This is a genomic window from Cupriavidus sp. 05L310, from assembly GCF_056398185.1.
In genome coordinates this window covers 29,349-54,928 of sequence record NZ_JBFTOX010000047.1, presented here as the reverse complement: position 1 = coordinate 54,928, position 25,580 = coordinate 29,349, and the positions used below count along the sequence as shown (strand labels likewise).

The following is a 25,580-nucleotide window of genomic DNA, read 5'->3' as shown; positions in this document are numbered from 1 at the left end:
GTCATGGCGACGGGATTCGCCAGCGGCACGAGATCCCCGGAGCAAAGACAGCACCAATGCGCAACATCGAAACCCGGCACTTACGCTACTTCATCGCCGTCGCGGAGGAAGGCAGCATCATTGCGGCCTCCCGGGCCCTGAACATCACCCAGCCAGCCTTGTCGCGGCAGATCCAGGACCTGGAGGGCGCCATTGGCGTCCCTTTGTTCGAGCGGCATGCCAAGGGGGTGCAGCTTACCGATGCCGGGGTGAGCTATCTGCAGGATGCGAAGCAATCCCTGCTGCAGCTGGAACAGGCGCGCGATCGCGCCCATCGCATTGCGCAGGGGCAGACCGGTTCGTTCAGGCTGGGCATCATGCCGAGCTACCTGGCTTCACCGGTCACGCTGTCGATTCTCGAACACTATCGGGAGCACAACCCGGAGATCCTGCTGTCGATCGAGCCTCTGCTGTCATTGCAACAGGCGCAGGCGCTCAGAAGCGAGGAGCTCGACGGCGGCATCATGGCCTGGCGCACGGCGGACGATGCCAGCCTGAGCGGCATCCGCTTGTACCGGGAGCACTTCGTGCTGGCGGTGCCGGCGCAAGCCTCGCCGCCCGCCAGGCGCCCGAGGCGGCTGGCCGATATCGCCGGCGAACGCTTTGTCTGGTTCAGCCGGGAAAAATCGAGCGCGCAGCACAGCCTGCTGATGGCGGCCTGCGCGAACGCGGGCTTTGCCCCGCACATCGTCCAGATCGGCACCGACACGCCGACCATCCTCGGGCTGGTGGCCGCGGGCATGGGATGCGCGCTGGTGCCAGCCAGTTCGCAGCTGCATGCGCCACCGGCTGTTGCCTTCATCGCGCTGGCCGACCTGACTGAGCGCGTCGATATCGAGTTCGTGTACTCGGCGGCGCGCCGCTCGCCGCGCGTCCAGCGCTTTATCGAGTCCGTGCGGCACGTCACCGGCAAGAAGGCGAAATCCGCACGCGGCAATGCCTAGTGGTGCTCGCTTGGGTGCTCGCCTGCCGCAGTGTGCTCCTCCACCTTGGGGCTGTTCTGCCATCCTCCGCCCAGCGCCAGGAAGAGGTTGATCTGGTTAATGGCGACCTGGCTGTCCGATGCCGCCAGCGCGGCATCGGCCCCGGCCAGTGTGCGGTCGGCATCGAGACTGGACAGATAGGGCACGCGGCCCGCCTGGTACAGCATCCGGTGCTGCCGCGCCACTTCATTGGCGTCGTCGCGCGCCACGCGCAAGGACTGGTTGCGCTCCAGTTCGCTGGTGTAGGCGCTGAGCGCCGTCTGGGTTTCCTGCAACGCCTTCAGCACCACGCCATCGAAGCGGGCCAGCGCGGCGTCAGCGCCGGCTTCCATGCCGTGGATGCGCGGGCGCACGCCGTTGGTGGGCAGGTTCCAGGTCAGTAGCGGGCCCATGCTCCAGCGGGCGGTCGGACCCGTGCCGAGGTCGCTGAGCAGGCCGCTCAGGCCGGCCGACGCGCCGATGCGGATGGAGGGGTAGAGATCGGCAGTGGCCACGCCAATCTTCGCCGTGGCGGAGGCCAGTTCGCGCTCCGCCTGCCGTACGTCCGGCCGGCGCTTGAGCAGCGTCGCACCGTCCCCTACCGGAATCGCCTGGCGCAGCCGCGGTTCCTCCTTGCACTCGGATTCGGCCTCGGGCAGTGCCGCCGGCGGCTTGCCCAGCATGACCGCGAGCCGGTACGCCGCGCTTTCCTTTTCCGCCCTGAAGCGTGGCAGTGCCGCGCGCAGGGTCTCGGCTTGCGCCCGGGCACGCAGCATGTCGGTGGGCTGGCCACGGCCGGCGGCCACCATCTTGCCGGCGATCTCCACGCCACGCGACTGCAAGGCAAGCTGGTGCTCCGCCACTTCCAGCTCATGCGTGGCGGCGCAGCCCTGCACATAGGCGCGCACGGTTTGCGCCACCACGCTGACCCGGGCCGCGTCCAGCGCGGCCTGGCTCGCCTCCGCGCTGGCCAGCGCGGCCTCGTCGGCGCGGGCCAGCTTGCCGAAGAAATCCACCAGGTAGGACACCGAGAAACCGAAATCGCCCAGATTGAAGACCGGTATCTTCTCTTTGATCAGGAAGCTCTCGCCGGCGATCTGCGCGCGCTCGGCCTTGGCTGACAACGCCGCTTGCGGCAGGTTCTCCGACTCGACCTCGTGGTAGATCGCAATGGCGCGCCGCAGGTTGGCGGCGGCAACGCGCAGGTCGGTATTGGCGGTCAGCGCCTGCCGGACCAGCTTGTCGAGCCTGGGGTCGTCATACAGGCGCCACCAGTCGTCCGGCACCGGCGCGACGGAGACGGCCGGGTTCGCCGTGCCAAGCAAGGGGCCGTTGGCCTCCGGCGCGCGCACGGCGGCTTGCTCGGGCACGTGGTAATCGGGGCCCACCGTGGTGCAGGCGAACAGCAGCGGCGCCAGCGTGGGCAGCAAGGCCAGGCGGAACTTGCTCATCGCGCGCCCTCCTCGTCACGCAGGACGGGAATGCCCTTGCGGGGCTCCGCCACGGACACCGTCGCCGTGCGGCCCGATACGAGCCGCACCCCGGATGGCACGTCGTCAAGCACGATGCGCACCGGCACCCGCTGCGCCAGCCGCACCCAGTTGAAAGTGGGGTTCACGTTCGGCAACAGGTTGGAGCCGTTGCTGCGGTCGCGGTCCTCGATGCCGGCGGCAATGCTCTGCACATGTCCGTGCAGGAGGGTGCGCTCGCCCATGATGCGCACCGTGACGGGGTTCCCGATGCGGATGCCGTGCAGCTTGGTCTCCTCGAAATACCCTTCGACGTGGAAGGAGTCCGTGTCGACCATCGACAGCACGGGCCGGCCCGTGGTGACGTAGTCGCCCAGCCGCGGCAGGCGGTCGTTGAGAAAGCCTTCCACCGGGCTGACCACGCTGGTGCGGGCAAGGTTGAGTTTCGCCAGGGCGACGGCGGCTTCGGCTTGCGCCAGCGCCGCTTCGCCCTGCTGCACCCTGGCCTGCCCTTCCTCCACCACTTCCGTGGCGACCACCTCGGACAGGTTGCGGTTGCGGGCGGCCTCCCGGCGCGCCTGCGCCAGCGTCGCGCGCTGCGCGGCTGCCGTCGCCATGGCTTGTTGCAGCGCCAGCTGATAGCGGTCCTGGTCGATCACGAACAGCACCTGCCCGCGCCGCACGCGCTGGTTGTCCTTGACCAGGATGTGCGTGACCAGCCCGGAAACATCGGGGGCAACCTGCACCACGTCGGCGCGCACGTGGCCATCGCGCGTCCATGGCGCGATGGTGTAGTAGTCCCACAGGTGCCGGACGACGAACAGGGCGGCAACCGTGGCAAGCACGGTCAGCAGTACGGGGCCCAACAAACGGAATTTGAGTTTCATGATTGCAGCGAGCGGGCCATGGCGACCACGCCACCCAGCACGATCAGGTAAAGGGCGAGATTGAACAGCGACCGGTGCCAGACCAGCCGGTAGAAACCCACGCGGGCGAGCACCGCGCGCATGCCGGCGGTGATGGCAAAGGTGAGCAGCATCAGCGCGAGCAGGCCCGGCACGAACACGCCGTAGATATCGATTTCCGCGCTCAGCATTTGTGTTCCGCCTGCAAGGGAAGCGGCAAGCCGGGCAAGGCATCCGCCGGCCGCGCCGTCGCCGGCTCCGCCGGATATAAGGTGACACGGAGGGCGATCAGCGCGGCGAGCGCATGGCGGGCGCTCTCGCCCAGGGCTCCCGCGCTGTCGGATTGCAGGGCGACCTCGCGAATCGCCTTGTCGATCCGCTCGGACAGCGCGTCCGGGGGCGCCATCGCATGCCCGGCTTTCAGCCGTGCGCGGAAATGCAGCGCAACCGCATTCAGCACCCTGGTCACGCCCCGGCGCGCGGCCGGGCGCAAGGCTGGCAGGTTGCGCTGCAGCGCCAGCGCGCCAAACCCGACCTGCAGTTCGGCAAAGCCATCCGACGACATCTTGTCGTCGCTGGCCGCGAGCCGGGGCACGAGCTGGCTGAGCCGGTCGAGCATGCGGCCACCCAGCTTTGCCTGCTCGCCGGGCTCGCGCCGGGTCGCGGCCTGCGCCAGGTCCTTCCAGCTGGCGCGGATCAGCCGGTGCGCGGCCACGCGGGCGCCGAACGGCCGCGTGGCCATGGCCCACAGCGGCGCGAACAGCATGCCGCCGATACTGGCAAGGCTGCTGTTGAAGGTGCCAAGGAAATTCGTATCGTAGACACTCTGCACATTGGCGAAGGAGGCCGTATTGACCGACAGCAGCATGGCGATCAGGTTGAAGCCCGGCCGCGAGATCAGCATGCCGATGCCCATGTAGGGCACCGCCAGCATGCCCACCAGGGTTTCGAAGTTGTGCGCGTTCGGCACCACCAGGAACAGGTAGAAGGAAGAGACGGCGAAACAGAAACAGCTCCAGCGCAAAAAGGAATGCGCCACCGGCCGCGGCTCCTCGATGGTGGCAAAGAAGCAGCACGCGATCGACGCCACCGCGACCGACCCCGCCCCGTCCTCCCATCCCGAGACGATCCACAGCATCCCCGCGCAGAACACGGCGAGGCTGGTCGAGCACGCATAGAACAGCAGCATGGCGTGATCGTGGTGATGCGCCCGGTCCGCACGGTCGGCTCGGTGGCTACTGCGGCCGCGGTGCGCCGCCGCCGCGCCCGCCGCCTGGTCGCCGATGCCGCGCTGCAAGGCGTGGCAGTCTTCGCACACCTCCGCCAGCTTGCGCAGGTGATCGTTGGCGGTGGCGACCAGGCCGGCATGCCAGCCCGGCGCCTTCCCGTATCCGGCCCACGGCCCGGCCGCCGGCTCCAGCGCGGGCGGCGGGCCATCGAAGCCAGCGCGGATCCAGCCCGACATGTCGGCCATATGGCGTGCCAGGTGCTCCGGAATGCCGGCCGTGTGGCGCCGCAGGGCCTGCAGGACAGCCGCCAGCGAAGACAGCACAGGCAGCAGCATCGTCATCCGCTCGCGCAAGGCGCGCGCATGGCGCAGGGTGTCCGCGCTTTCCGTGTCGTAGGACAGCTGTGTGATCAACTGGTCCAGCGCGAGGATATCGGCGGCCAGCCGGTGGCGGCTGCCATGGCGCGTGGCATTGGCGTCTGGATCGGCGGACAACATGTCGGTTGCCCAGAGCGCCGCGTCCGCCAGCCAGGTGGCGGAGCGGGCGCGCAGCGCCGGTGCCACCTTTGCCGGAAAGACGATGGCGCCCACCATGCCGGCGCAGACGATGCCGATGACAATCTCCTCGATGCGCGCAACGGCAATGTCGAAGACCTGCGCGGGTTCGCTGACCGAGGGCAGCGCCACGATCGGCAGCGTGTAGGCCGCCAGCAGGAACACATAGCTGCGCGGCGTGCGTTGCAGCAGCGAGAGATAGAGCAAGGCGCCGGTCCAGAGTGCGATCGCCCCCATCAGCATGACGGGCGCGTTGACCAGCAAGGGCACCGTGACCACGGCGGCGGTCGCGCCCAGCAGCGTGCCCACCACGCGATAGGCCGCCTTGGAGCGGGTGGCGCCCGTCAGCGGATGCGACACGAAATAGACGGTTGCCATGGCCCAGTACGGGCGGGGCAAGCCCAGTGCCAGCGCGATATAAAGCGCCAGCATCGAAGCGGCGAATGCTTTCAGCGAAAAGAGCCACTGCCGTGCGCTCGGCCAGCTAGGCATGACGCGAACCTGTTGTTTTTTGGGGGGCGCTCGATGTATTCACGCCGGCGTGGCACGCTGGCGGACAGGGGCGATGAACCAGGACGATCGGGCCGGCCGGCTAGGTGTTCCGCCCAAGGCGGCGTGCAACGGGACGCAGGCGCATCGCACGGGGGGCGGCGATGGCGGTTGGGCGCGTTTGCGCACGGGCATTCATCTTGTCTTCCTTGGCTTCCAGATCCGGCGCCGGGTTCCTGCAACGGCAGCCCGGCGCCGCATAGAAAAGAAGTGTAGCCAACTGGCGGCCATTCCGAACATGATTTAAAATTGCCAATCATATTCGCTTTTTTCATGGCAAAGGAAGTCCCCCATGCCCATCGATATCCGTGCCCTGCGGTACTTTGTGGAAACCGTGCGCCTCAAGAGCTTCACCCAGGCGGCAACCTCCCTGTTCGTCACGCAGTCCACCATCAGCAAGATGGTGCGGCAGCTGGAAGACGAGATTGGCCAGCCGCTGCTGATCCGCGCGGGCAAGCAGGTCCAGTTGACCGACGTGGGGCGGGTGGTCTACGAACGCGGGCAGGAAGCGCTGGGCGTGGTGCACCGGCTCACGCTGGAAGTGGCCGACCTCTCCTCCCTGGGCCGTGGCCAGCTCACGGTAGGGATTCCGCCCATGGCCAACCTGTTCTTCTCGCCGGCCGTCAGCGCCTTCCGCCAGCGCTATCCCAACCTGGACCTGAACCTCGCCGAGCATGGCGGCCACATGGTGGAACAGCAAGTGGCGAGTGGGGAGCTTGAAGTCGGCGCAACGGTGTTGCCCAGGGATAGCGACCTTGCCCTGGCCACGCGCGAGTTCGCCAAGTATCCGATCTGGGTGGCGGGATCACGCAAGGCCAGCTGGGCCAAGAACAAGACCGTCACCCTGGCGGCGCTGCGCGACGAGCCCCTGCTGCTGCTGACAGAAGACTTCTCCCTGACCCGGAAGCTGCGGCAAGCCTTCCTCGAGGCCCGCATCGAACCGCGGGTCGTGGCGCAAAGCGGACACTGGGAATTCCTCGCCTCGATGGCGGCGGCCGGGCTGGGCACCACCTTCCTGCCGCAGCCGCTGCTGTCCAAGCTGCAGCTCGAGGACAAGCTGGCCGTGGCGCGGCTGACGGAGCCCACCATGGACTGGGCGCTGGCGCATATCTGGGCGCAGGGACGGTATCAGTCGCACGCGGCGCGGGCGTGGTTGTCGGTATGCGCGGAAGTTCTGGGGGCTTGAGGGTGGGTCTTGTGGGCAGGCGGGGAATGCTGACGCCGCCTTTCCCATGGGAGCGGGAATCAGGAATCGCCTCCGGCGACACATTTACTTCGAGAACGCCTCAAACACCAACTGCCGCAACCACTGGCTGGCCGGCTCCCGATTGTTCCGGGCATGCCAGAGCACGTTGATCACAATATCGGGAATCTTGACCGGGCACGCCGCCGCCTCCAGGCCAAAGGGCTTTAGCGTCCGCTCCGCATAGGCCTCCGGCACTACCGCAATCATGTCCGTCGTCTGCAGGATATGGCCCACCGCCACGAAGTGCGGCACCCGCAGGCGCACCTGCCGCGGCACCCCCGCGCGCTGGATCACTTCGTCCACCATGCTGTGGCCGGTCCCGGCCGCCACGATCGCCACATGCTCGGCGTTGCTGAACGAACCGATCGTCATGCCCTCGCGCGCCAGCGGATGGCCCTTCCTGAAAATGCAGACGTAACGCTGCCGGAACAGGCGCCGCTGGAAGAAACCGGCCTTGAGATCCGGCATGAAGCCGATCGCCAGGTCGACGCGCCCGCTTTCCATCTCCTCGCGCAAGTTGACCGTATGGTTGCGCACCGTGCTGATGGTCACGCCCGGCGCCACCTTCGACAGCCGCTTCATCAGGTCAGGCAGGAAATAGATCTCGCCGATATCCGTCATGGCGATGGTGAAGTTGCGCGTGCTCGATGCCGGCTCGAAGGCTGACTGCGCATTGAGCGTGTTGTGGATGGCACCAAGCGCATAGCCGATCGGCTCCGCGAGATTCTCCGCGAACGGCGTGGGCACCATGCCCCTGGATGTCCGCAGGAACAGTTCGTCGCCAAGCAGCTTGCGCAAGCGATTGAGCGCGTTGCTGATGGCGGGCTGGGAAATGCCCAGCGCCTCCGCCACCGCGGAAACGCGGCGCAGGCGAAGCAATTCGTTGAACACGACCAGCAGGTTCAGGTCGATTTCCCGCAGTTCCATTCCGCCTCCTTTATCACTCACAGTGATATGACGTATCACCTTCCTTCTATTTATTTATTTTACCTGCCGCGCCAATATGCGGACAACGACAGCAAGCATCGTTGGAGACAAAGCCCCATGGAAGTATCCATTCATCCGCTCGCGCGCACGCTCCACGTGCAGCCCGGCGACAACCTGCTGGACGTGCTGCGCGCCAACCAGGTTCCTATTTCATACAGCTGCATGGCGGGACGATGCGGCACCTGCCGCTGCAAGATGGTGGGCGGCCGCGCGCTGGTTGCCGGGCCGGAGGATTCCCGCGCGCCCATGGCGGCGGGGGATACGGTGCTGGCGTGCCAGACCACGCTGGTGGAAAGCTGCGCGATCGAGATTCCCGAACTCGACGAAGTCGTGGTGCACCCGGCAAAGATCCTCAAAGGCACGGTGACCGGCCTGGATGACCTCACACATGACATCAAGCGCGTTCGCGTGGGAATTCCGAAGCCGCTCGACTTCTCGCCCGGGCAGTACGCGACGCTGCAGTTCACGCCGCGCCATATCCGCCCCTACTCGATGGCGGTCGCCCATGGCGCCGATGAACTCGAGTTTCACATCCGGCTGGTGCCCGACGGGCGCGTCACGTCCTATGTGGCGTCGGAGTTGAAGGTCGGCGATGCCATCCGCGTCAGCGGTCCGCTGGGCACGGCCTACTTGCGGCGCAAGTGCGACGGCCCGGTAGTGTGCATTGCCGGCGGCACCGGCCTCGCCCCGATCCTGTCGATCCTGCGCGGCATGCTCGATGCCGGCATGCGCAATCCCGTGCATGTCTACTTTGGTGTCCGCACGCAGGCGGACGTGTATGGCCTGGAGTGGCTACGCGAACTGCAGGCGCGCCACGCCGCGCTGCACGTGCATGTAGTGGTGGCGGCAGCCGGCGACGGCGACGGCTTCCGGGGCGGCGTGGTGACCAAGGCGGTCGCTGACGACTGGGCACATATGGGCGGCTGGCGCGCCTATCTCGCCGGCGCCCCTGTCATGGTCGACGCCGCCTCCATCCTGCTCAGGCAGAGAGGCATCGATCCCGAGCACATCCACGCCGACGCATTCCATGCCAGCGGCGTCTGAGACATCCCGACAACAAACCACACGGAGACAAGCCATGCACGAACAGGCCATGTGCGAACAGGCTATTGCATTCAGGAAGAAGGAATGGAAGGACGAAGGCTCAAGCCGGATTCCGTTCTGGGCCTATACCGACGACGAAATCTACCGGCAGGAGCTGGAACGCTTCTTCTACTCGGGCCACTGGTGCTACATCGGGCTGGAAGCGGAAATCCCGAACCCGGGCGACTTCAAGCGCACGGCGGTCGGCGAGCGTTCGGTGATCGCCAGCCGTGCGGCGGACGGCGAGATCTATGTGGTGGAAAACGTCTGCGCGCACCGCGGCGTGCAGTTCTGCCGCGAGCGCTCCGGTAATCGCAAGGACTTCACCTGCCCCTATCACCAGTGGAACTACGACCTCAAGGGCAACCTTGTCGGCGTGCCGTTCCGGCGCGGCGTCAAGCTCGACGGCAAGGTCAATGGCGGCATGCCAGCCGACTTCGACCCGAAGGCGCACGGCCTGACCAAGCTCAAGGTCGCGCGGCGCAACGGCGTGATCTTCGCCTCGTTCGATCATGCGGTGCCCGAACTGGAGGACTATCTCGGCCCGGCCATCCTGGCCTACTTCGACAGGGTCTTCGATGGCCGCAAGCTGACCATCCTCGGCTACAGCCGCCAGCAGATTCCCGGCAACTGGAAGCTGATGCAGGAAAACATCAAGGATCCGTACCACCCCGGGCTGCTGCACACCTGGTTCGTGACGTTCGGGCTCTGGCGAGCCGACAACAAGTCGGAGCTCAGGATGGATGAGCACTTCCGCCACGCGGCGATGATCTCCACGCGCGGCCAGGGCGGCAAGGGCGAAGTGACCAGCGGCGTGTCCAGCTTCAAGGAGCAGATGAACCTGCACGACGACCGCTTCCTCGACGTGGTGAAGGAAGACTGGTGGGGCACGCCCACGGCGGTGATGATGACACTGTTCCCCAGCGTCATCATCCAGCAGCAGGTGAACTCGGTTTCCACCCGGCATATCCAGCCAGCCGGCCACGGCACGTTCAACTTCGTGTGGACGCACTTCGGCTTCGAGGACGACGATGCCGACATGACCCGGCGCCGGCTGCGCCAGGCGAACCTGTTCGGTCCGGCCGGCTTTGTCTCGGCCGACGACGGCGAAGTGATCGAGTTTTCCCAGCAGGGCTTCGAGCAGAAACCATTCCACCGGACGGTGGCGGAACTGGGAGGACGCGAGATCGGCGATACGGACCACATGGTGACCGAGACGCTGATTCGCGGCATGTACAACTACTGGCGGCGCGTGATGGAGGCTTGAGACATGCTCGACTTTGAAACCTACTCGCAAGTGCTGGCGCTGTATGCGGACTACGCCGCGGCGCTCGACAACAACGAATGGGGGATGTGGCCGGACTTCTTCACCGAGGCGTGCGTCTACAAGCTGCAGCCGCGCGAGAACTACGATGGCGGCTTCCCGCTTGCCACACTTTCCTTCGAGAGCCGCGGCATGCTCAGGGACCGCATCTACGGTGCGACCGAGACCATCTTCCATGATCCGTACTATCAGCGGCATGTGGTCGGCATCCCGCGCATCCTGAAGGCCGATGCGGAGCGGATCGACGCCGAGGCCAGCTATGCGGTCTTTCGTACCAAGCCGGACGGGCTGTCCACCGTGTACAACGTGGGCCGCTATATCGATGTGATCCGGCGCACCGGGGAGGGCTTGAAGTTTGAGTCCCGGCTATGCGTTTTCGATAGCGAGATGATCGCCAATTCCATTATTTACCCGATTTGAGGTGTGCCATGCCGAAGCAATGGATTCAAGTGATGCCACTGGTCGCGATTCCCAAGGATGATGTCGTGGCGGTTAATGCTGGTGGCCGGGAGATCGCGCTTTATAGCGTGGGGGATGAGATTTACGCGACGGATAATGCTTGCAGTCATGGTAACGCGCGGCTGTGTGATGGGTTTCTCGATGGACACGAAATTGAATGTCCGTTGCATCAGGGGAGGTTCGATGTGCGCACCGGGCGGGCTATGTGTGAGCCGCTGACTGGTGATATTGAGGTGTTTGGGGTGAGGGTTGAGGGTGGGGGGGTGTTTGTGGAGATTTAGGGGGGCTTTATTTGAGCGATGTCGGCATCTTGCACCCAAAGGAATACGACATCCCCCTGCGGGGGACGCCGGTCACTTTTCTTTGCGTTCGGCAAAGAAAACTAACGAAAAGAAAGCCGACCCTGCCGGGGGCAGAGCAATCGCGAATGCGAGGTCCAGGGGATTCGTCGTACGGCCACAGTTCTGCTGGCTTCTGCCGGTACCGGCTTGAAAGGCCACGAACCTGCCAGTTTCCAGGATTCGTGGTGGAGCCCCCGGTAGCCGAATGCTTGCCCATTCGACCATCTGCCGTTACCGGCGCGAACCACCACGACACATCGCCCGCCAGTGGTTTCGTGGTGGGGCGGGCGCGGTGGTCAAGGCCTCGGGCTTATCAAAGCGGTGCCACCGCGCCCGCGACGAAATAGAAATTGTGCAGCACTGATAATAAGAAAATTCATCACGCATCGGGACTTGTCCGATTGATCTCGATGAGGCACTAGGCACAAATGGGGGGCGATTTGCGCACATAGCCCATCTTGAGGGAGATCGTATGCAGGAAGACATGCAGCCCATCGGCATTTGGGAGGCTCAACCATGATGCGAAGAATTGCCTGCGTTGGCGACGTACTGGAGCGCGGCGGGAAGATCCTGCCTTATGCAGGCCTAGCTTGTACCTTTGGCGACCCAGGCCACCAGGCCGCACTGATCGGAGGCCAGGCTTACTGCGAAACCTGCAAGAGCACCGGCACGATTGCTAAGTCCGGCGGGCCGCGCCGGATGCAGTTCATGGGCGAGATTGCCCTGGACGGCGATATTGTCCTGTGCCAGTGCCCCACGCCGCCGCGCATTGTTGCTCTGCTTGCCGGCGAAAAGTGGTTCGAAGATATGGGCGCGCGCGACGGGGCATCCGGGTTGCGTGGCTCCGGTAATCCGGGGTTCACAGCTACGGGAGCTCAAGCCTATGGCTGGCATCGGCGCACCGGAAAACATCACCGGGTCTGATTCGCGGGACGCACTGGCATCGCCGCGTTCAGGAACTATTGGAGGCGCGATGGCGAAACGGCTGGCAACGCCAGCGGCGGTCACATTGACCTGTGGAATGGGTCGCGGCTGACGATCAGCAGCACTCCCGGCGTCGTTTCAACAATCGGTCGCAGCTTGGGATGGGATGCGTTCTTTCCCGGCACCCATTATGGGTGGTCGGATCTCGGGCGATCAACGGAGATACTCTTTTGGGAAATCAAGTAGGCTGGCGGCGCTTCGTTGTGACGGCAGCATTTGCCGGCGTCGGCGTGGCCAGTGTAGTCGCATGTTCCGTCATTGATGCGTACCTCTGTGACGTGTTCCTGCGCCTGTGCACGCCGCGGCCTGGGGCATGCGTTGGAATAGACGTGTGCCCTGCTGATGTCCGGATGCTGTTTGGCTTGATCCTGCTGATACCCGTTCCACCGGTTCTGTTTGGGGTGCTGGGGTTCGTGCTCAGCACGCGCGTCGAGAGAACCGGCCTGCTAGCCGTGGCGTTGGTGGCGACAATTCTCACGCATTGGGCAGTAACATTTGCCACCACTAGAATTGTTGCGCTGTAGCAGCTAGGTATTGCGTGACATGAAGAAAAGTAAGTGCGCCCTGCCGGGCGCACCCAAAAGAAAGCGATCCTTGCAGGAGGCTGGTGTATCGGCATCGGCATCCTTGCCCATTCGCCCATTCGCCCATTCGCCCATCTGCCGGTGCCGGTGCCGGTGCCGGTGCCGGTGCCGGTGCCGGTGCCGGTGCCGGTGCCGGTGCCGGTGCGCACCATCACAACACATCACGTCGTGATGGTTTTGTGGTTGGGCGAGCGCGGAGGTGAAGCCCTCGGGCTTATCAATCCGGTGCCACCGCGCCCACGACGAAACCGGTATCGCTTGCAACTTCGTGGCTGGTCACTCTGCGAGCGAAAGACGGCTTGAATCGAGAGATGCCCGCTGGTCCCTGGTGGGTGCACCCTCACTCCACGGCAATCGACGCGCTCTTGATCAGCGCCTGGCTCCTGCCCAGTTCGTCGCGGATGAGGCGGGCGGTCTCTTCGCCATTGCCGCTCTTCACGACAAAGCCCTGCGCGGCGAACAGTTCCTTGGCCTTGGGCGCCGCCAGCGCCTTGGCCATCGCCTGCTGTAGCCGCGCGGTGATGTCCCTGGGCAAGCCGGCGGGGCCGACCAGCGCGATCCAGGCGTCGTAGGCATAGTCCTTGACGCCGGACTCCGCCAGGGTCGGCACGCCGGGCAGGCTATCCAGCCGCGTCGGGGTGCTGACCGCCAGGGCTCTCAGCTTGCCGGCCTTGATCTGCGGCAAGGCGGATGGCGTGGCCAGGAAGGCGGCATTGATCTGTCCGCCAAGCACATCGGTCATCAGCGTATTCACTCCCTTGTAGGGCACGTGCAGCATATCGATGCCTGCCTTGGATTTCAGCAGTTCGCCGGCAAGGTGGAGCACGCTCCCTTTGCCAGAGGAACCGTAGCTCAGGCTGCCCGGATGGGCGCGCGCCGCGGCGATCAGTTCCTGCGCTGTCTTGTACGGCGAGCCCGCACCCACCACCAGCACCAGCGGCGTCGTGCCGATCAGCGCCACGGCCGTGATGTCCTTTACGCTGTCGTAGGGAATATTGCGATACAAGCCGGGGTTGATGGCATGGTTGGACGACACCACCGCGAGCGTGTAGCCGTCGGCGGCGGCGGACACCAGTTGCCGCGTGCCGGGAATGCCGGCCGCCCCTGGAATGTTCTCCACGTAGAACGGCTGCCCGAGGTCCTGGCCCAGCCCCTCGGCCACCACGCGCGCGACCACGTCGGCGGTGGAGCCCGGCGAGTTCGGCACGATCAGGCGCACGGTCCTGGCGGGATATTTGTCGGCGGCGCGGGCGGCGGGCGTGCCGATGACCGGCAGTGCGGCTGCCGCGGACAGCATGGCAGTGGCGGCAAAAAACCGCCCCGCCGCGCGCAGGGCGCGCGAGGTGATGGGGAACATGTCTGTCTCCTGTGAATGCTGTGAATGGCGGCCGGGATCTGTCGCCCCGCTCAGGTGCCGCGATGCCCTCGCTGCCGCGGGGGCCTGGGGTGAATGACTACGAGGCAGGCCGGGCGGTACTGGCCTGCAATTGCCCAAAGGTGCTGATCTGCCCGGCCAGCGCGCTCGCGGCCACGGTGTAGGGGCTGGCGAGCCAGACCTGGCCCGGCCCCGAGCGACCGGGGAAGTTGCGATTGATGGCGCTGATGGTGACCTGCCCGCTGGTGGTGGAAGCGCCCGGCCCGCAGTTGGCGCATGAACCGCAGCCCGGCATGACCAGGGTGGCGCCGGCGGCGGCGAAGGTGTCCATGTAGCCGCGCGCTTCGCAGTAGTCCTTCACGCCGAGGGTGCCGAACTGCAGGAAGAGCCGAGTGCGCGGTGACACCTTGAGCCCATGCTCCAGGCCCCAGCGCAATACCTCGTGGTAGTAGTCGAAATCCTCGCGCTTGCCGGCGGTGCAGGACCCGCCGTAGGCGATGTCCACCGGCACCGGCTGGTCCAGGGTGTCCGCCGCGATGCCGTTGCCAGGATCGCCGGGGCGCGCAACCATGGGCGCGATGACGCCTGCGTCGATGCGGATCACGTCGCGGTACGTTGCGCCTGCATCGCTGCGCATCCAGTCCTCGACGGCGAAGTCGACGCCACGCCGTGCATTCAGGAAGGCCACGGTCTTGTCGTCGGGTTCGACGATGCCGGTAAAGCCGCCCAGCTCCGCCACCATATTGGTCAGCGTGGCGCGCTCGTCGATGGACAAGGCCCGTACCGTGCTGCCAGCATATTCGAACACCATGCCGATGGCACCGCCGGAGCGGATTGCGTCCATCTGCAGCAGGTAGAGCACGATGTCCTTGGCCGTCACGCCCTCGGCCAGTTCGCCCTCGACCTCCACGCGCAGCGTCTCCGGCACCTTGCAGCGCACGTAGCCGGTGACCCAGCTATTGGCGACATCGGTGGCGCCGGCGCCGAACGCCAGGCAGCCGAGCGCGCCGGAATGCGGCGTATGCGAATCGGTACCCACCACCACCTGCCCCGGCAACGCGTATTGCTCGGCCATCAGCGCATGGCAGATGCCTTCCGAACCCGGCGTTTCGCCCGGAAGCGCGTTATGCGAGCGCACCGGGTAGTCGTGCGCAAAACTGCTATGTCCCTGCATCAGGTTGGCCACACCGGGCAGCAGGCCGTCGCGCACATGCGGAAAGCTCTGGGCCGCCAGCACAAGGTGGTCCTGGAAGGCAATGATGTGGTCGGGCCGGTGCAACGCCGCAGGCTTGCCGAAGGCGCGATGCATCAGGTGCGCGCACATGCCGGTGAAATAGTCGTGCGAGAAACGCCAGTCCGCCATCACGAACACGCCCTGGCCGCGCTCAGCACTCGGCGTGCCAGGGAGCAGATGGCGGGCGATGATCTTTTCCACCAGGGTGCGCGGTGCGGCATCGCCCGTTGCCTCCGTGGCCTGCGCACCCTCGCCCGCCGCCGGCCAGTTCGCCGCGCGGCTATAGGCCAGCAGGCCACCGGCGCGGATCACCTGCCGGGTCAGCGCGTCGCGCCCGGTCAGGAACGCCTCGATGGGGATCGCTTCGCCCGCCAGCACCCGGTCGAGCACCGTGAAGTCCGTGGTGGTGAGGATGCCGATGTTGTCGCAGTTCTGCTGGTAGATGCGCTCGAAGCTCTCGGCAACGATCAGGCGGATGCCGGCCGACAACTCGGCCAGCGGACTGGACTCGCGCGAAGACCCCTTGCCGTAGCGCTTGCCCGCTACAGTGACCGCGAAGCCGCCGTTGCGGATCGCATCGCGGCCGATCGGCTGCTCGCCGCCGGCCTGAAAGCCCACATAAGGGAATTGCCCCAGGCGCTCGTCATAGGCGAGCATGATCGTGACAGGCGTGATCTCATCGGTGGAGATGTTGTCGCGCAGCGGGCCCGCTGCGGCCAGGGTCATCGGCCTGCCCTCAAGCTGGGCGCGCACGCAGGCGGGATCTTGCGACAGGTACAGCACGCGGCCGCTGAATCGAATGGTGTCTTCCATCATGGGGGTTCTCGTTCTGATGGCCCCACTATATGTTTTGGCGCCGGACGGGCAAAGTGCGGAGTCGGCATGGCAGCCGTCTCGGTTCGAGACGGCTGCCATGCCTTGCTATCGTTGCTATTGCCAATACCGCTATTGGCACCATTGGCGCTATTGCCGGCAGAGAAACCCCACCAATGCCGCGGCACTGGCCGAAAGCTGCTCGTGCGACTGGAACACCACCACCAGTTGCCGCGTGGCCCAGGCATCCGCCAGAGGCCGCGCCGCCACATCGAGCGTGTTCAGGTAAAGCTCGCCCACCTGGCGCGGCACGATGGCGATGCCCAGCCCGACATGCACCATGCGGCACAGCGCATCCAGGCTGGCCACCCGGATCTTGATCCTGAGCGCTGCGTTCAGGCGTGCAGCCTGATCCGACAACAGCCGGCTCAGTGCGCTCTCATCCCGCAGCGCAACAAACGTCTCGCCCAGCAAGTCCGCGAAGCGCACCGCCAGCGCCGAGGCCAGCGGATGGCCGCCCGGCACCAGTACGCATAGCTGGTCCTCCCGGTACGGCAGCGAGACGAACTGCTCGACGCCCGGGATGGCGTTGCAGATTCCAAAATCCGCACTGCGCTCGCCCACCATGCGCAGCACCTCGGGGCTATGCTGCTCCTCCAGCTCGATGCCAACATCGGGATACACCCGGCCAAAGGCCGCCAGGTCCTCCGGCAGGAACTGCACGATGGCGCCGAGATTGCATACCATCCGCACATTCCCGCGCGCACCCGAGGAAAAGCGCGACAATTCCGCCCCGAGCGCCTCGATATTGCCGATGATGGCCAATGCATGGCGCAGCACCGTCTCGCCCACTGGCGTGACCGTGATGCCGCGCGGATGCCGCTGGATCACCGGCAGGCCGATCATCGCCTCGATCTCGGCGATGCGGCGGCTGACCGCCGACGGTGCAATGAATTCACGCTCGGCGGCGCGGGCAATGTTCTGTTCCTGGCAGACGGCGACGAATAGCCGCAGCGAGGTCAGGTCGAGTTTTCTGAGCAGGTTGTCCATGGCTGCGATGCTACAACGATCAGGCATCGCGGACGATGCCGGACGACGATCGCGCGGCACGCCCGTGCGACGCTGGTTTGTGCTCCGCACAACGCGCTACTTCAATGTCGCCCGCAACGGGATGACACGGCCGTGATAAGCATTATTCAGCCCGCCCCGTTGCTGCCGCACTCCCGACGGCGCAGAATCCGCGCCCCGGCGTGCACTTCCACGCCTAGAATAAATGCTTGCATTGCCCCACAGATCACCAGCCCAGTCTTGCGTCGTAATCCGCGCCGGTGCCGTACTTCGTGCCCGCGCCCTCATGTACGGAGACCTAGATTGCCGCTGCGCCTCGCCTTCCGGTTCTTCCCGTCTTGTTCGCCCGGCTACCCAGGCCGGACGTGTCAGGCCGTGTATCTCGTCCGGACGCCGCCGCAGCGGCATCGGCGCATTCCCAAGGAAAATCCATGGCTAATTTCAGCCCTTCGCGCCGCACGTTCCTGAAGGCCAGCGTCGTGGCCGGGGTATCGGTGTATATCGCACCGATCGGCGGCAAGGCCTTCGCGGCCTTGTTCGAAGAAAAAATCCTGACCCCGGTCCAGTGGGACCCCAAGACCGGCGCCCCGAATTTCCGCATCGACGGCATGGCCAAGGTCACTGGCGACAAGGTCTTCGCCCGCGATATCCGTTCGCGTGACATGCCGCACTGGCCCAAGGCGCAATCGCATGCCTTCATCCTGCGCGCCACCAAGGCGGATCGCAGCTATGCGGGCTTCGACCTGGCGTTGCTGGGCGACGATCTCAAGCCCGACCGCGTAGTCACCGCCGCGGACCTGACGCGCGACGGCGTGGCCTTTCCCGCCTTCTATGGCGAGGACATGCTGCTGCCGGAAGGCAAGACGCCGGCCTATCTCGGTCATGCCGTGGCGATCCTGATCTATCACGATTTCGCCCGTTTCCGCTTTGCCAAGGACAAGCTCAAGTTCCACGACGAGATCATCCGCTACGGCGCCTCGACCGGCCCGCTGGAGCGCGATCCCTGGGGCACCTTCCGCTTCGTGCGGGTGGGCGGCGAGACGCCGTTCGACGATGATGTGTTTTCCAGCCTGAAGAATGCGCCGCTGTTCCCCAGCATGATGCGCAAGCACGAACCGGTCTGGCCCGACGGCAAGGACCACGGCCAGCTCGGCGAGCAGGGCATGTTCCACGCCGGCCAGATCCGCCAGCAACTGGACCAGCCGCCGGCTGACTGGCTGGTGCTGGAGCGCGAGTACAACACGCAGTCCGTCGATACCGCCGCGCTGGAACCAGACAACGCCAACTGCTGGTATGACGCCGGCACGCAGGCGCTGCACATGGTCGTGCCGACCCAGTCCCCCATCGAAGTCGGCGAAAGCGCGGCGGAGATGATGGCCAGGGCCAAGGGCGTGTTCCCGGTGAAGCAGGTGTTCGTCCATCCCTGCTACACCGTGGGCTATGGCTCCAAGGATCACTACAACTTCCCCTTCTATGGCCTGGTGACGGCGCTCTACGCCGACGGCAAGCCGGTGCGCCTGGCCAACGACCGCTACGAGCAGTTCCAGACCGCGATCAAGCGGCACGCCTTCAGGATGCGCTACCGCATCGCGGTGGACAAGAACACCGGCCTGTTCCAGTCCTTCCAGGGCGACTTCGAGGCCAATGGCGGCGGCCGCGCCAACTTCTCGCCCTCGGTGGCAATGGTGGGCGCCACCGCGGCGCAGTCGATCTATTACTTCCCGAAGAACGACCTGACCGCCGTGGCAATCGCCTCGCGCGCCATCGATGCCGGCTCGGCACGCGGCTACGGCACGCTGCAAAGCATGGCGGCCACCGAGATGATGGTCGACGAGTTCGCCGAGCAGCTCAAGCTCGACCCCATCGAGTTCCGCCTGAGGAACGCGCTGCGTTCGGGCATGAAGAATACGCAGGGCGCGATCCCCGCCGGCGCCATCCGCGTGGATGAAGTGCTGGAGGCGGCCAGGGCCCATCCGCTCTGGACCGGCCGCGCGAAGAAGAAGGCGGATTTCGAGGCGAGCCATCCCGGCCGGCGCTACGGCGTGGGCTTCGCCTGCGTGCAGAAGGACTTCGGCACCGGCGCGGAAGCCTCGTTCGCCAAGGTGGAGATGCGCGCCGACGGCACCATCGCCCTGCATCACTGCGGCGCCGAGATCGGCACCGGCATGTCGACCTCGCAGGCGGTGGCCGTGACGCGCTGGCTGGGCAAGCCAGCCACCGAAGTGCGCGTGGCGATCACCGACTGGCCCGACCTTCCCGTCACCGCCACCGGCGATCCTTACCTGATGAGCCAAGCCGACCAGGACAAGCTGTCGGCCAATCCGCGCTGGTCGCCGGCCTACGCCTCGCCTTCCAGCGCGACCAATTCAGCCTACTACTTCACCCACAGCACCCGCGAAGCCGCGCGCGTGGTCTTTATGCACGGCCTATGGCCCGCTGCCATGGCGATCTGGAGCCAGGGCGTCGGCGGCGGTCAGGCCGCCTCGCTGGTGGTGCGCGTGGAGGATGCGCGCTGGGTCAAGGGCAAGCTCACCGCCGGCGGCCTGCAGGCGCTGCCCTACGAACAACTGGCAAGGAAGGCGCACGAGCTGGGCCTGGTCACGGGCGCCACGGTGCACGTGTTCAATCGATGGCAATGGAGCGAGGCTGATTTTGAGGTCGACGGCACGGCTGCCCGGCTGCCCATCGACGGGCTCTCGGTACGCTACGGCGATGGCGCGGACGCCGCGCGCAAGGCGCGGATGACCACCAGCGGTGGCTACCAGGTGCTGGACCGCAAGAAGGTTTACATCGCCCCGACCCAGCGCAACAACGCGACCGTGACCTATTACAGCGCGGTGGCCACGCTGGTGGAGCTGTCGGTGGCCGAGGCCAGCGGCAAGGTGGATATCCTCAGCCACCACTCCATCATGGAATGCGGCTCGCAGTTGTCGCCGGAACTGGTGTCCGGGCAACTCCAGGGGGGCATCGCCATGGGCATCGGCCACGCGCTGCACGAGATCCTGCCGCTCTATGAGGACGGGCCCGGCAACGGCACCTGGAACTTCAACCGCTACCACTTGCCGCGCGCCAGCGACGTGGCGGTGTGGTCGCAAACCGGGATAGTCCTGCCGCCCGTGTCCGACACCGATCCGCCCAAGGGCATCGCCGAAGTGGTGATGATTCCGGTGGTGGGCGCCATCGTCAACGGCATCGCGCATGCCATCGGCCATCGCTTTACCGCCCTGCCGGTCAGCGCCGAAAAGATTCAGGAGGTCCTGGCATGAGCATCGCCACCCAACCGCTTTCCCTCAACATCAACGGCAAGGACGTTGGCCCCATCGACGTGCCGGAAGGCCTGATGATGATCGACTTCCTGCACGAGTACCTGGAACTCACCGGCTCGCGCCTGGGCTGCGGCCAGGGCATCTGCCACGCCTGCGTGGTGATCCTGGACAAAGCCGACGGCAGCAGCGAGGAAGTGCGCGCCTGCATCACCGGCGCGCACTACTTCCAGGGCAAGAAGGTGCGCACGGTGGAAGGCCACGCCAGGCGCAACGACAAGGGCGAGGTAGTGGAACTGTCGCCGGTGCAGCAGAAGTTCCTGGAGCACTTCAGCTTCCAGTGCGGCTACTGTACGCCGGGCTTCGTCAACGGCGCGACCATCCTGGTGGAGCGGCTGAAGCGCCAGCCGGTAGCGCGGGGCAAGGTCGACGAGACCATCGCCGCGGCGCTCGACGACCATATCTGCCGCTGCACCGGCTACGTGCGTTACTTCGAAGCCGTCAAGGACGTGGTGGTCAACACCCCGGGCCTGGTAAAGGAAGACAAGTGATGACGAGCCAGCCCGACTTCCTCCGGCACGCGCGCACCACGCTGGCGACAATGGCCGCGCTGGGCGCGGCCCTGCTGGCTGGCTGCGGCGACCACGCCGCCCCGATCGACACCGCCGCCGACCAGCAGCCCGCCACCAAGCTCTCTCCCGCCGACCAGATCGCACGCGGGCGCTACCTGGCGCGCGCCGCGGATTGCGCCGCCTGCCATACCAGCGCCCAGGGCGCGCCGTTTGCCGGCGGGGTGGAACTAGCCTCGCCATTTGGCACCTTTTACGGCACCAACATCACGCCGGACAAGGCCCACGGCATCGGCAAGTGGAGCGCGGACGATTTCTACAAGGCGCTGCACGACGGGGTCGCGCCGGACAAGCATCTCTACCCGGCCATGCCTTACACCTCGTATCGCGGCTTGTCGCGTGGCGACACCGATGCGATGTACGCCTACCTGATGCAGCTGAAACCGGTTGCCGTGGCCAACAGGCCACACGATCTCAGCTTCCCGTACAACATGCGCGTGACGCTGCCCGGCTGGAACCTGCTGTTCCTGAAGGACCAGCTGCCCGACGCCTCCACCGGCCAGACCCCGCCCTGGCAGCGCGGCCGCTACCTGTCCAATGCACTGGGCCACTGCGCCGAATGCCACACGCCGCGCGCCGCGTTCGGCCGCCTGGACGCGGCCAAGCCACTGGCCGGCGCCGCGCTCGGCCGCGTGGCCGCGCCGGACATCACGCCCGCCGGCCTGGCCGCGCGCGGCTGGACGGGCGCCGACCTGCAGACCTTCTTCGCCACCGGCATCGCGCCGCAAGGCTCGGCTTACGGCGAGATGTTCCCCGTGGTCCATCTCAGCAGCCAGTACCTGAACAAGGCCGACCTCGCCGCGATGTCGACCTACCTGCTGGGCGACCGGCCGCCGCAGCCCCAGCCGCTCAAGCCGGTCAGCGCGGACGCGGCCCTGCTCAAACCCGGCCGCCAGCATTACCTGGCCGTCTGCGCCGGCTGCCACGGCCGCGATGGCGAGGGCAAGCCGCACGTGGCGGTAGCGATGCTGGGCAACTCCACCGTGCGCAACGCCGACCCGCACAACCTGATCGTTTCCATGCTCGACGGCATCGAAGCCCAGAAATTCCCCGGGCTGGAGAGCCTGCAGGACATGCCCGGCTTTGCGTCGCGCATGAGCGACGCGGAGCTTGCCGACCTGGCCAACTACCTGCGGGCGAGCTACGGCGGACAACCCGGCGATGTGAGCGCGGACAAGGTGAAGGCCCTGCGCGCGGAAGCGGGCAAGGGCCATTGAGGGAGAGCACCGGCGCGGACGTGCCGGCGCACTGCCCGGTTCACGGGACGTTGCACTCCGAAGGGTTGGGGCTCAGGAAGGCTGCCGGGCGCTCAGGCGCCGTCGAGGAAGGGGTTGCGCTGGCCCAGGCGCGTCCCGAGCGCATCGGGAGCCAGGCTCATGCTGGCGGCGTCCATTGCCGGGTTGGGGCTGCGGGCCAGCGTCGGGTCGACCGGTGCGGGCGCAACGCCCGGCTGAACCGGCTGTTCGGCACCTTGCGCATAAGGATCGCGCGCGGCCGGCAGCGTCGCCTGGGCCGACGGCGCTGCCGCCGGCGTGGCTTGCACAGGCTGCGCGGATGACACCGACTGGGCGGTTTGCATAGGTTGGGTGGATTGCATCGGCTGAGTCATCGGCATCGGCTGGGCCGGCTGAATGGGCTGGGCCTGCTGCGCGAACAGCGGGTAGGACGCGATCGTCGCGCCAGCCATCAACAGGGATTTCGCCAGATGTTGCTTCATTCGTGTACCTCCAAAGAACGCCTTCAGGCATGGGAAGGACCACTGTAGCGCCGAGGTACCTGACATTTTGTTTGATTTTGCAACAGTCATTTACCAGCGTTGCCATCGACGCCAAGGCGCGTTATCTGCGCGCGCTCGATCGTTGTGCTGCCACCAGAGAGCGGGGACGACTGGCTAGTGTGCCGAGCACCCAAAGCTGTCAGGCGCTTCCTGATCCTCTGCACGGCTGACCGCATGGACGGCAGCTCTCCGTGGCGATGGCCCCTCACCTGCTCCCTAGACCAGCAACGCCCTCTTGTTTTCCAGAAACGCCCAATCGTCGGCATCCGGCAGCGGCCCGTCCCCAATTTTCACCACCGGCCACTTCTGCGCCAGCTTGTCATTGAGTTCAACGAAACCGAGTTCCTCCTCTGTCAGGTCATAGTCATTCTTGATGGCATTGACCGGGCATATCAGGGTGCAAATCGTGCAATTCAGGCAGACCGACGGGTCGATCACCATAAAGTTCGGCCCCTGATGGAACGCATGCACGGGACAGACTTCCGCGCAATCTCCATAGCGGCAGTTGATGCAAGCTTCAGTGACGACGCAAGCCATGGCGACTCCAATGACAAATCCCGGAGCACCACGCCCCGGGGATAGGACGCCGGCAATTTCAGGAGGTCTTGCGGAAGCCGGCCGTACCAAAGAAGACGTTCGGCTTGCGATAGACCGCGAACAGCAGGCAGCCCTCGTCGGAACGGGTTTCGTGCAATGAACCAGGCTGGCGCCAGACGAACTGGCCGGCGCGGCAGATCCCGTCGTGATCGTAGAACGATCCCTCGAGCACATAGCTTTGCTCGATCTCCGGATGCTTGTGGAATGGCAGCACCGCGCCTGGCTCCCACTTGAGGAGCACGGTCATTTCGCCGGCGGCGTCGTTGCGATACAGGACTTTCATCGAGATCTTCTCGAACTGGGAGGGCTCCCATTCGAGGGTATCTGGATCGACATAAACCGAACCGCCGGGGGTCGGCTCCAGTTTGCCCTTCAAACGCTCGCTGAAGTGTTGGTTCTCAATCACGGCAGTCTCCTCTGGACAGTTAGGTAAGTGCAAGCGCGCAAACACGATGCGTCGCACGGAAACTAATTTACTCAATAGTTTCCTTTTAGTCAACCCACCTTCAATGTGTTTTGATATTTATGCTTTATTAGTAACTTTAGTTTCCTTGTTTACCCTACATTGCTTGAAAATGTTTCCCAATTGACTACTATGAACGCGCAGTTCTCGCGAGATTGCGCCCCCGAAGCCAATGACAAGCAGCAAACAGGAGACAGGAGACACCGATGGATGCATACACAAACACGGAGGGCGCCGCAGGTTTGGTCGACACAGCGCACCGATCCAGCGGCAGGGACAGCATGAGCAAGGTGGTGACGGCCAGCGTCATCGGCACCATGGTCGAGTGGTACGACTTTTTGCTCTATGGCACAGCCGCCGCGCTGGTGTTCAACAAGCTGTTCTTTCCATCGCTAGACCCGTTGATGGGGACCATGGCCGCGCTGGGATCCTTTGCCGTTGGCTTTATCGCGCGCCCCCTGGGTGGCGTCGTATTCGGGCACTTCGGCGACAAGGTCGGCCGCAAGACCATGCTGATGACGACGATGTTCCTCATGGGCGGCGGCACGTTCGCCATCGGTTTGCTCCCCACCTATGGCCAGATTGGCATCTGGGCGCCGGTGCTGCTGATCTTGCTGCGCGTGATCCAGGGCATCGGCATCGGCGGGGAGTGGGGCGGCGCGGCGCTGATGGTGATCGAGCATGCGCCGCGAGACAAGCGCGGCTTTTATGGGAGCCTGGTGCAGATGGGATTCCCGCTGGGCATGCTTGCCTCTACCGGCATCTTTGCCTACCTGAGCAGGATGGCGGACGCCGACTTCCTGGCGTGGGGCTGGCGCGTCCCGTTCCTGCTGAGCGCCATTCTTGTCTTCCTGGGCTTTTATATCCGCTTGAAGGTCTCGGAATCGCCGGTCTTTGCCGCGGCGTCGCAGGACAAGGAGCCGCCGAAGATCCCCCTGCTCGAGGTGCTGACCAAGCACCGCCGCAACCTCGTCATCAGTATTGGATTGAAAGTCTGCGAAGTTGCCTGGGTCTATATCCTCACCGTGTTCGTCGTCGTGTACGGGACCACCGTACTGAAAATTCCCAAGACGGTCATTTTGGACGGCGTGCTGCTTGGTGCCGCGCTGGAACTGCTGACGATCCCGTTGTTCGGCCATCTGTCGGACCGCTGGGGCCGGCGCCCGCTGTATTTCCTGGGATCCCTTTTCACCATCGCGGCGGCCTATCCGCTATTCATGTGCATCCAGACCGGCAATCCCGCGATCATTGCGCTGGCCGTGGCAATTTGCATGAATCTGGGCCACGGCTCCATGTACGGTCCACAAGCCGCCCTGCTTCCCGAGCTGTTCGGCACCAAGGTACGCTACAGCGGGGCATCGCTGGGGTGCCAGGTGGCGGCGGGCATCGGGGGCGGCCTTGCGCCCATGCTGGCGACCGCCCTGCTGGCCAGGCAAGGACATTTCGTCGGCGTGGCCATCATGATTGCCGTGCTTGGCCTCGTTACCCTGATCGCTACCGCGGCCAGCACTGAAACCTATCGGGACAACCTCTACGAATCCTGACGGATGGCTGCTTGCGGTGCCGTCGCCTTCCTGGCGCAAGGGCAGCGCAAGCGGCGCCCAAACCCCCTGGGCAACAAACGCCACGCAACAAGGCTTACAATT

26 protein-coding genes are annotated in these 25,580 nt (G+C 65.4%); 15 read left to right on the top strand and 11 right to left on the bottom strand.

Features of this window, described 5'->3' with window-relative positions:
- Positions 1–56 precede the first annotated feature (56 nt).
- On the top strand, positions 57–983 hold the full coding sequence (locus AC1DS6_RS29340) for a LysR family transcriptional regulator (RefSeq protein WP_477103704.1): 927 nt from the start codon (positions 57–59) through the stop codon (positions 981–983).
- On the opposite strand, the gene AC1DS6_RS29335 is transcribed toward AC1DS6_RS29340, so the two are convergent.
- The 4 genes from AC1DS6_RS29335 to AC1DS6_RS29320 are packed head-to-tail and all read right to left on the bottom strand — an operon-like array spanning position 980 to position 5,650.
- On the bottom strand, positions 980–2,452 hold the full coding sequence (locus AC1DS6_RS29335) for an efflux transporter outer membrane subunit (RefSeq protein ID WP_441633215.1): 1,473 nt from the start codon (positions 2,450–2,452) through the stop codon (positions 980–982). The genes AC1DS6_RS29340 and AC1DS6_RS29335 overlap by 4 nt on opposite strands.
- Complete coding sequence (locus AC1DS6_RS29330) at positions 2,449–3,357, bottom strand: efflux RND transporter periplasmic adaptor subunit (protein WP_441633213.1); 909 nt, start codon at positions 3,355–3,357, stop codon at positions 2,449–2,451. Before AC1DS6_RS29330 ends, AC1DS6_RS29335 begins: the two co-directional genes overlap by 4 nt.
- Positions 3,354–3,566, bottom strand: coding sequence for a DUF1656 domain-containing protein (locus AC1DS6_RS29325; protein ID WP_045235883.1), 213 nt, complete (start codon positions 3,564–3,566; stop codon positions 3,354–3,356). Before AC1DS6_RS29325 ends, AC1DS6_RS29330 begins: the two co-directional genes overlap by 4 nt.
- Entirely contained in the window at positions 3,560–5,650 is a 2,091-nt protein-coding gene (locus AC1DS6_RS29320; RefSeq protein ID WP_441633211.1) for an FUSC family protein, read from the bottom strand. The genes AC1DS6_RS29325 and AC1DS6_RS29320 overlap by 7 nt, the downstream gene beginning before the upstream one ends.
- A 73-nt stretch (positions 5,651–5,723) precedes the next feature.
- Between AC1DS6_RS29320 and AC1DS6_RS29315 the strand changes: the two genes are divergently transcribed.
- Complete coding sequence (locus AC1DS6_RS29315) at positions 5,724–5,954, top strand: hypothetical protein (protein ID WP_441633210.1); 231 nt, start codon at positions 5,724–5,726, stop codon at positions 5,952–5,954.
- 45 nt (positions 5,955–5,999) lie between these two features.
- Positions 6,000–6,893: a LysR family transcriptional regulator gene (locus tag AC1DS6_RS29310; protein ID WP_441633208.1), complete on the top strand. Its 894-nt coding sequence runs from the start codon at positions 6,000–6,002 to the stop codon at positions 6,891–6,893.
- Between the two features lie 84 nt (positions 6,894–6,977).
- Here the strand turns inward: AC1DS6_RS29310 and AC1DS6_RS29305 are convergent, their stop codons facing one another.
- A complete protein-coding gene (locus AC1DS6_RS29305; RefSeq protein ID WP_441633206.1) occupies positions 6,978–7,880 on the bottom strand; it encodes a LysR family transcriptional regulator in 903 nt (300 codons plus the stop codon).
- A 117-nt stretch (positions 7,881–7,997) separates the two neighbouring features.
- Here AC1DS6_RS29305 and AC1DS6_RS29300 point away from each other — a divergent pair, with 117 nt between their 5' ends.
- The 8 genes from AC1DS6_RS29300 to AC1DS6_RS29265 all read left to right on the top strand — a co-directional run bounded on the left by AC1DS6_RS29300 (position 7,998) and on the right by AC1DS6_RS29265 (position 13,018).
- The gene (locus AC1DS6_RS29300) at positions 7,998–8,984 is read left to right on the top strand and encodes a 2Fe-2S iron-sulfur cluster-binding protein (RefSeq protein ID WP_441633204.1); all 987 of its coding nucleotides are present in this window, start codon (positions 7,998–8,000) and stop codon (positions 8,982–8,984) included.
- Between the two features lie 49 nt (positions 8,985–9,033).
- A complete protein-coding gene (locus AC1DS6_RS29295) occupies positions 9,034–10,290 on the top strand; it encodes an aromatic ring-hydroxylating dioxygenase subunit alpha (protein ID WP_441633255.1) in 1,257 nt (418 codons plus the stop codon).
- Between the two features lie 3 nt (positions 10,291–10,293).
- A complete protein-coding gene (locus tag AC1DS6_RS29290; RefSeq protein WP_477103703.1) occupies positions 10,294–10,767 on the top strand; it encodes an aromatic-ring-hydroxylating dioxygenase subunit beta in 474 nt (157 codons plus the stop codon).
- An 8-nt stretch (positions 10,768–10,775) separates the two neighbouring features.
- Positions 10,776–11,087, top strand: coding sequence for a non-heme iron oxygenase ferredoxin subunit (locus AC1DS6_RS29285; RefSeq protein WP_441633200.1), 312 nt, complete (start codon positions 10,776–10,778; stop codon positions 11,085–11,087).
- A gap of 576 nt (positions 11,088–11,663) precedes the next feature.
- Positions 11,664–12,071, top strand: a complete 408-nt coding sequence (locus AC1DS6_RS29280) for a PAAR domain-containing protein (protein WP_441633198.1) — start codon at positions 11,664–11,666, stop codon at positions 12,069–12,071.
- Between the two features lie 18 nt (positions 12,072–12,089).
- Complete coding sequence (locus tag AC1DS6_RS29275) at positions 12,090–12,317, top strand: T6SS effector amidase Tae4 family protein (RefSeq protein WP_441633253.1); 228 nt, start codon at positions 12,090–12,092, stop codon at positions 12,315–12,317.
- Entirely contained in the window at positions 12,302–12,655 is a 354-nt protein-coding gene (locus AC1DS6_RS29270; RefSeq protein WP_477103702.1) for a hypothetical protein, read from the top strand. Before AC1DS6_RS29275 ends, AC1DS6_RS29270 begins: the two co-directional genes overlap by 16 nt.
- 33 nt (positions 12,656–12,688) lie before the next feature.
- Entirely contained in the window at positions 12,689–13,018 is a 330-nt protein-coding gene (locus AC1DS6_RS29265; RefSeq protein ID WP_477103701.1) for a hypothetical protein, read from the top strand.
- 37 nt (positions 13,019–13,055) lie between these two features.
- Here AC1DS6_RS29265 and AC1DS6_RS29260 read toward each other — a convergent pair whose 3' ends face one another.
- From AC1DS6_RS29260 to AC1DS6_RS29250, 3 genes are all read right to left on the bottom strand, one after another.
- Positions 13,056–14,072, bottom strand: a complete 1,017-nt coding sequence (locus AC1DS6_RS29260; protein WP_477103700.1) for a Bug family tripartite tricarboxylate transporter substrate binding protein — start codon at positions 14,070–14,072, stop codon at positions 13,056–13,058.
- Positions 14,073–14,169: 97 nt separating this feature from the next.
- Positions 14,170–16,137 (bottom strand): aconitase family protein, encoded by a 1,968-nt coding sequence (locus tag AC1DS6_RS29255; protein WP_441633251.1) that lies wholly within the window; start codon positions 16,135–16,137, stop codon positions 14,170–14,172.
- A gap of 150 nt (positions 16,138–16,287) precedes the next feature.
- Entirely contained in the window at positions 16,288–17,187 is a 900-nt protein-coding gene (locus tag AC1DS6_RS29250; RefSeq protein WP_441633193.1) for a LysR family transcriptional regulator, read from the bottom strand.
- A gap of 449 nt (positions 17,188–17,636) precedes the next feature.
- Here AC1DS6_RS29250 and AC1DS6_RS29245 point away from each other — a divergent pair, with 449 nt between their 5' ends.
- Genes AC1DS6_RS29245 through AC1DS6_RS29235 form a run of 3 tightly spaced genes read left to right on the top strand, consistent with a single transcriptional unit; the run spans position 17,637 to position 22,314 of the window.
- Positions 17,637–20,471 carry a xanthine dehydrogenase family protein molybdopterin-binding subunit gene (locus AC1DS6_RS29245; protein ID WP_441633191.1) on the top strand — a complete coding sequence of 945 codons (2,835 nt, stop codon included), beginning with the start codon at positions 17,637–17,639 and terminating at the stop codon, positions 20,469–20,471.
- Complete coding sequence (locus AC1DS6_RS29240) at positions 20,468–21,019, top strand: (2Fe-2S)-binding protein (RefSeq protein WP_441633189.1); 552 nt, start codon at positions 20,468–20,470, stop codon at positions 21,017–21,019. Before AC1DS6_RS29245 ends, AC1DS6_RS29240 begins: the two co-directional genes overlap by 4 nt.
- Positions 21,019–22,314 (top strand): c-type cytochrome, encoded by a 1,296-nt coding sequence (locus AC1DS6_RS29235; protein WP_477103699.1) that lies wholly within the window; start codon positions 21,019–21,021, stop codon positions 22,312–22,314. Before AC1DS6_RS29240 ends, AC1DS6_RS29235 begins: the two co-directional genes overlap by 1 nt.
- Positions 22,315–22,406: 92 nt before the next feature.
- Here AC1DS6_RS29235 and AC1DS6_RS29230 read toward each other — a convergent pair whose 3' ends face one another.
- The 3 genes from AC1DS6_RS29230 to AC1DS6_RS29220 all read right to left on the bottom strand — a co-directional run bounded on the left by AC1DS6_RS29230 (position 22,407) and on the right by AC1DS6_RS29220 (position 23,877).
- On the bottom strand, positions 22,407–22,814 hold the full coding sequence (locus AC1DS6_RS29230; protein ID WP_477103698.1) for a hypothetical protein: 408 nt from the start codon (positions 22,812–22,814) through the stop codon (positions 22,407–22,409).
- Between the two features lie 276 nt (positions 22,815–23,090).
- Complete coding sequence (locus AC1DS6_RS29225) at positions 23,091–23,411, bottom strand: DUF3470 domain-containing protein (protein ID WP_477103697.1); 321 nt, start codon at positions 23,409–23,411, stop codon at positions 23,091–23,093.
- A 58-nt stretch (positions 23,412–23,469) separates the two neighbouring features.
- Positions 23,470–23,877, bottom strand: coding sequence for a cupin domain-containing protein (locus AC1DS6_RS29220; RefSeq protein WP_400092867.1), 408 nt, complete (start codon positions 23,875–23,877; stop codon positions 23,470–23,472).
- A gap of 263 nt (positions 23,878–24,140) precedes the next feature.
- On the opposite strand from AC1DS6_RS29220, the gene AC1DS6_RS29215 reads away from it, so the two are divergent.
- Positions 24,141–25,478 carry an MFS transporter gene (locus tag AC1DS6_RS29215; protein ID WP_441635001.1) on the top strand — a complete coding sequence of 446 codons (1,338 nt, stop codon included), beginning with the start codon at positions 24,141–24,143 and terminating at the stop codon, positions 25,476–25,478.
- Positions 25,479–25,580 lie beyond the last annotated feature (102 nt).

What these genes read in the sequence shown, in the direction of transcription:
- AC1DS6_RS29230 (WP_477103698.1), bottom strand. Translation starts at nt 22,814, where the DNA reads ATGAAGCAACATCTGGCGAAATCCCTGTTGATGGCTGGCGCGACGATC.
- AC1DS6_RS29285 (WP_441633200.1), top strand. Translation starts at nt 10,776, where the DNA reads ATGCCGAAGCAATGGATTCAAGTGATGCCACTGGTCGCGATTCCCAAG.
- AC1DS6_RS29325 (WP_045235883.1), bottom strand. Translation starts at nt 3,566, where the DNA reads ATGCTGAGCGCGGAAATCGATATCTACGGCGTGTTCGTGCCGGGCCTG.
- AC1DS6_RS29340 (WP_477103704.1), top strand. Translation starts at nt 57, where the DNA reads ATGCGCAACATCGAAACCCGGCACTTACGCTACTTCATCGCCGTCGCG.
- AC1DS6_RS29305 (WP_441633206.1), bottom strand. Translation starts at nt 7,880, where the DNA reads ATGGAACTGCGGGAAATCGACCTGAACCTGCTGGTCGTGTTCAACGAA.
- AC1DS6_RS29335 (WP_441633215.1), bottom strand. Translation starts at nt 2,452, where the DNA reads ATGAGCAAGTTCCGCCTGGCCTTGCTGCCCACGCTGGCGCCGCTGCTG.
- AC1DS6_RS29315 (WP_441633210.1), top strand. Translation starts at nt 5,724, where the DNA reads ATGAACCAGGACGATCGGGCCGGCCGGCTAGGTGTTCCGCCCAAGGCG.
- AC1DS6_RS29300 (WP_441633204.1), top strand. Translation starts at nt 7,998, where the DNA reads ATGGAAGTATCCATTCATCCGCTCGCGCGCACGCTCCACGTGCAGCCC.
- AC1DS6_RS29310 (WP_441633208.1), top strand. Translation starts at nt 6,000, where the DNA reads ATGCCCATCGATATCCGTGCCCTGCGGTACTTTGTGGAAACCGTGCGC.
- AC1DS6_RS29240 (WP_441633189.1), top strand. Translation starts at nt 20,468, where the DNA reads ATGAGCATCGCCACCCAACCGCTTTCCCTCAACATCAACGGCAAGGAC.
- AC1DS6_RS29225 (WP_477103697.1), bottom strand. Translation starts at nt 23,411, where the DNA reads ATGGCTTGCGTCGTCACTGAAGCTTGCATCAACTGCCGCTATGGAGAT.
- AC1DS6_RS29330 (WP_441633213.1), bottom strand. Translation starts at nt 3,357, where the DNA reads ATGAAACTCAAATTCCGTTTGTTGGGCCCCGTACTGCTGACCGTGCTT.
- AC1DS6_RS29245 (WP_441633191.1), top strand. Translation starts at nt 17,637, where the DNA reads ATGGCTAATTTCAGCCCTTCGCGCCGCACGTTCCTGAAGGCCAGCGTC.
- AC1DS6_RS29215 (WP_441635001.1), top strand. Translation starts at nt 24,141, where the DNA reads ATGGATGCATACACAAACACGGAGGGCGCCGCAGGTTTGGTCGACACA.
- AC1DS6_RS29280 (WP_441633198.1), top strand. Translation starts at nt 11,664, where the DNA reads ATGATGCGAAGAATTGCCTGCGTTGGCGACGTACTGGAGCGCGGCGGG.
- AC1DS6_RS29260 (WP_477103700.1), bottom strand. Translation starts at nt 14,072, where the DNA reads ATGTTCCCCATCACCTCGCGCGCCCTGCGCGCGGCGGGGCGGTTTTTT.
- AC1DS6_RS29255 (WP_441633251.1), bottom strand. Translation starts at nt 16,137, where the DNA reads ATGGAAGACACCATTCGATTCAGCGGCCGCGTGCTGTACCTGTCGCAA.
- AC1DS6_RS29290 (WP_477103703.1), top strand. Translation starts at nt 10,294, where the DNA reads ATGCTCGACTTTGAAACCTACTCGCAAGTGCTGGCGCTGTATGCGGAC.
- AC1DS6_RS29295 (WP_441633255.1), top strand. Translation starts at nt 9,034, where the DNA reads ATGTGCGAACAGGCTATTGCATTCAGGAAGAAGGAATGGAAGGACGAA.
- AC1DS6_RS29320 (WP_441633211.1), bottom strand. Translation starts at nt 5,650, where the DNA reads ATGCCTAGCTGGCCGAGCGCACGGCAGTGGCTCTTTTCGCTGAAAGCA.
- AC1DS6_RS29235 (WP_477103699.1), top strand. Translation starts at nt 21,019, where the DNA reads ATGACGAGCCAGCCCGACTTCCTCCGGCACGCGCGCACCACGCTGGCG.
- AC1DS6_RS29250 (WP_441633193.1), bottom strand. Translation starts at nt 17,187, where the DNA reads ATGGACAACCTGCTCAGAAAACTCGACCTGACCTCGCTGCGGCTATTC.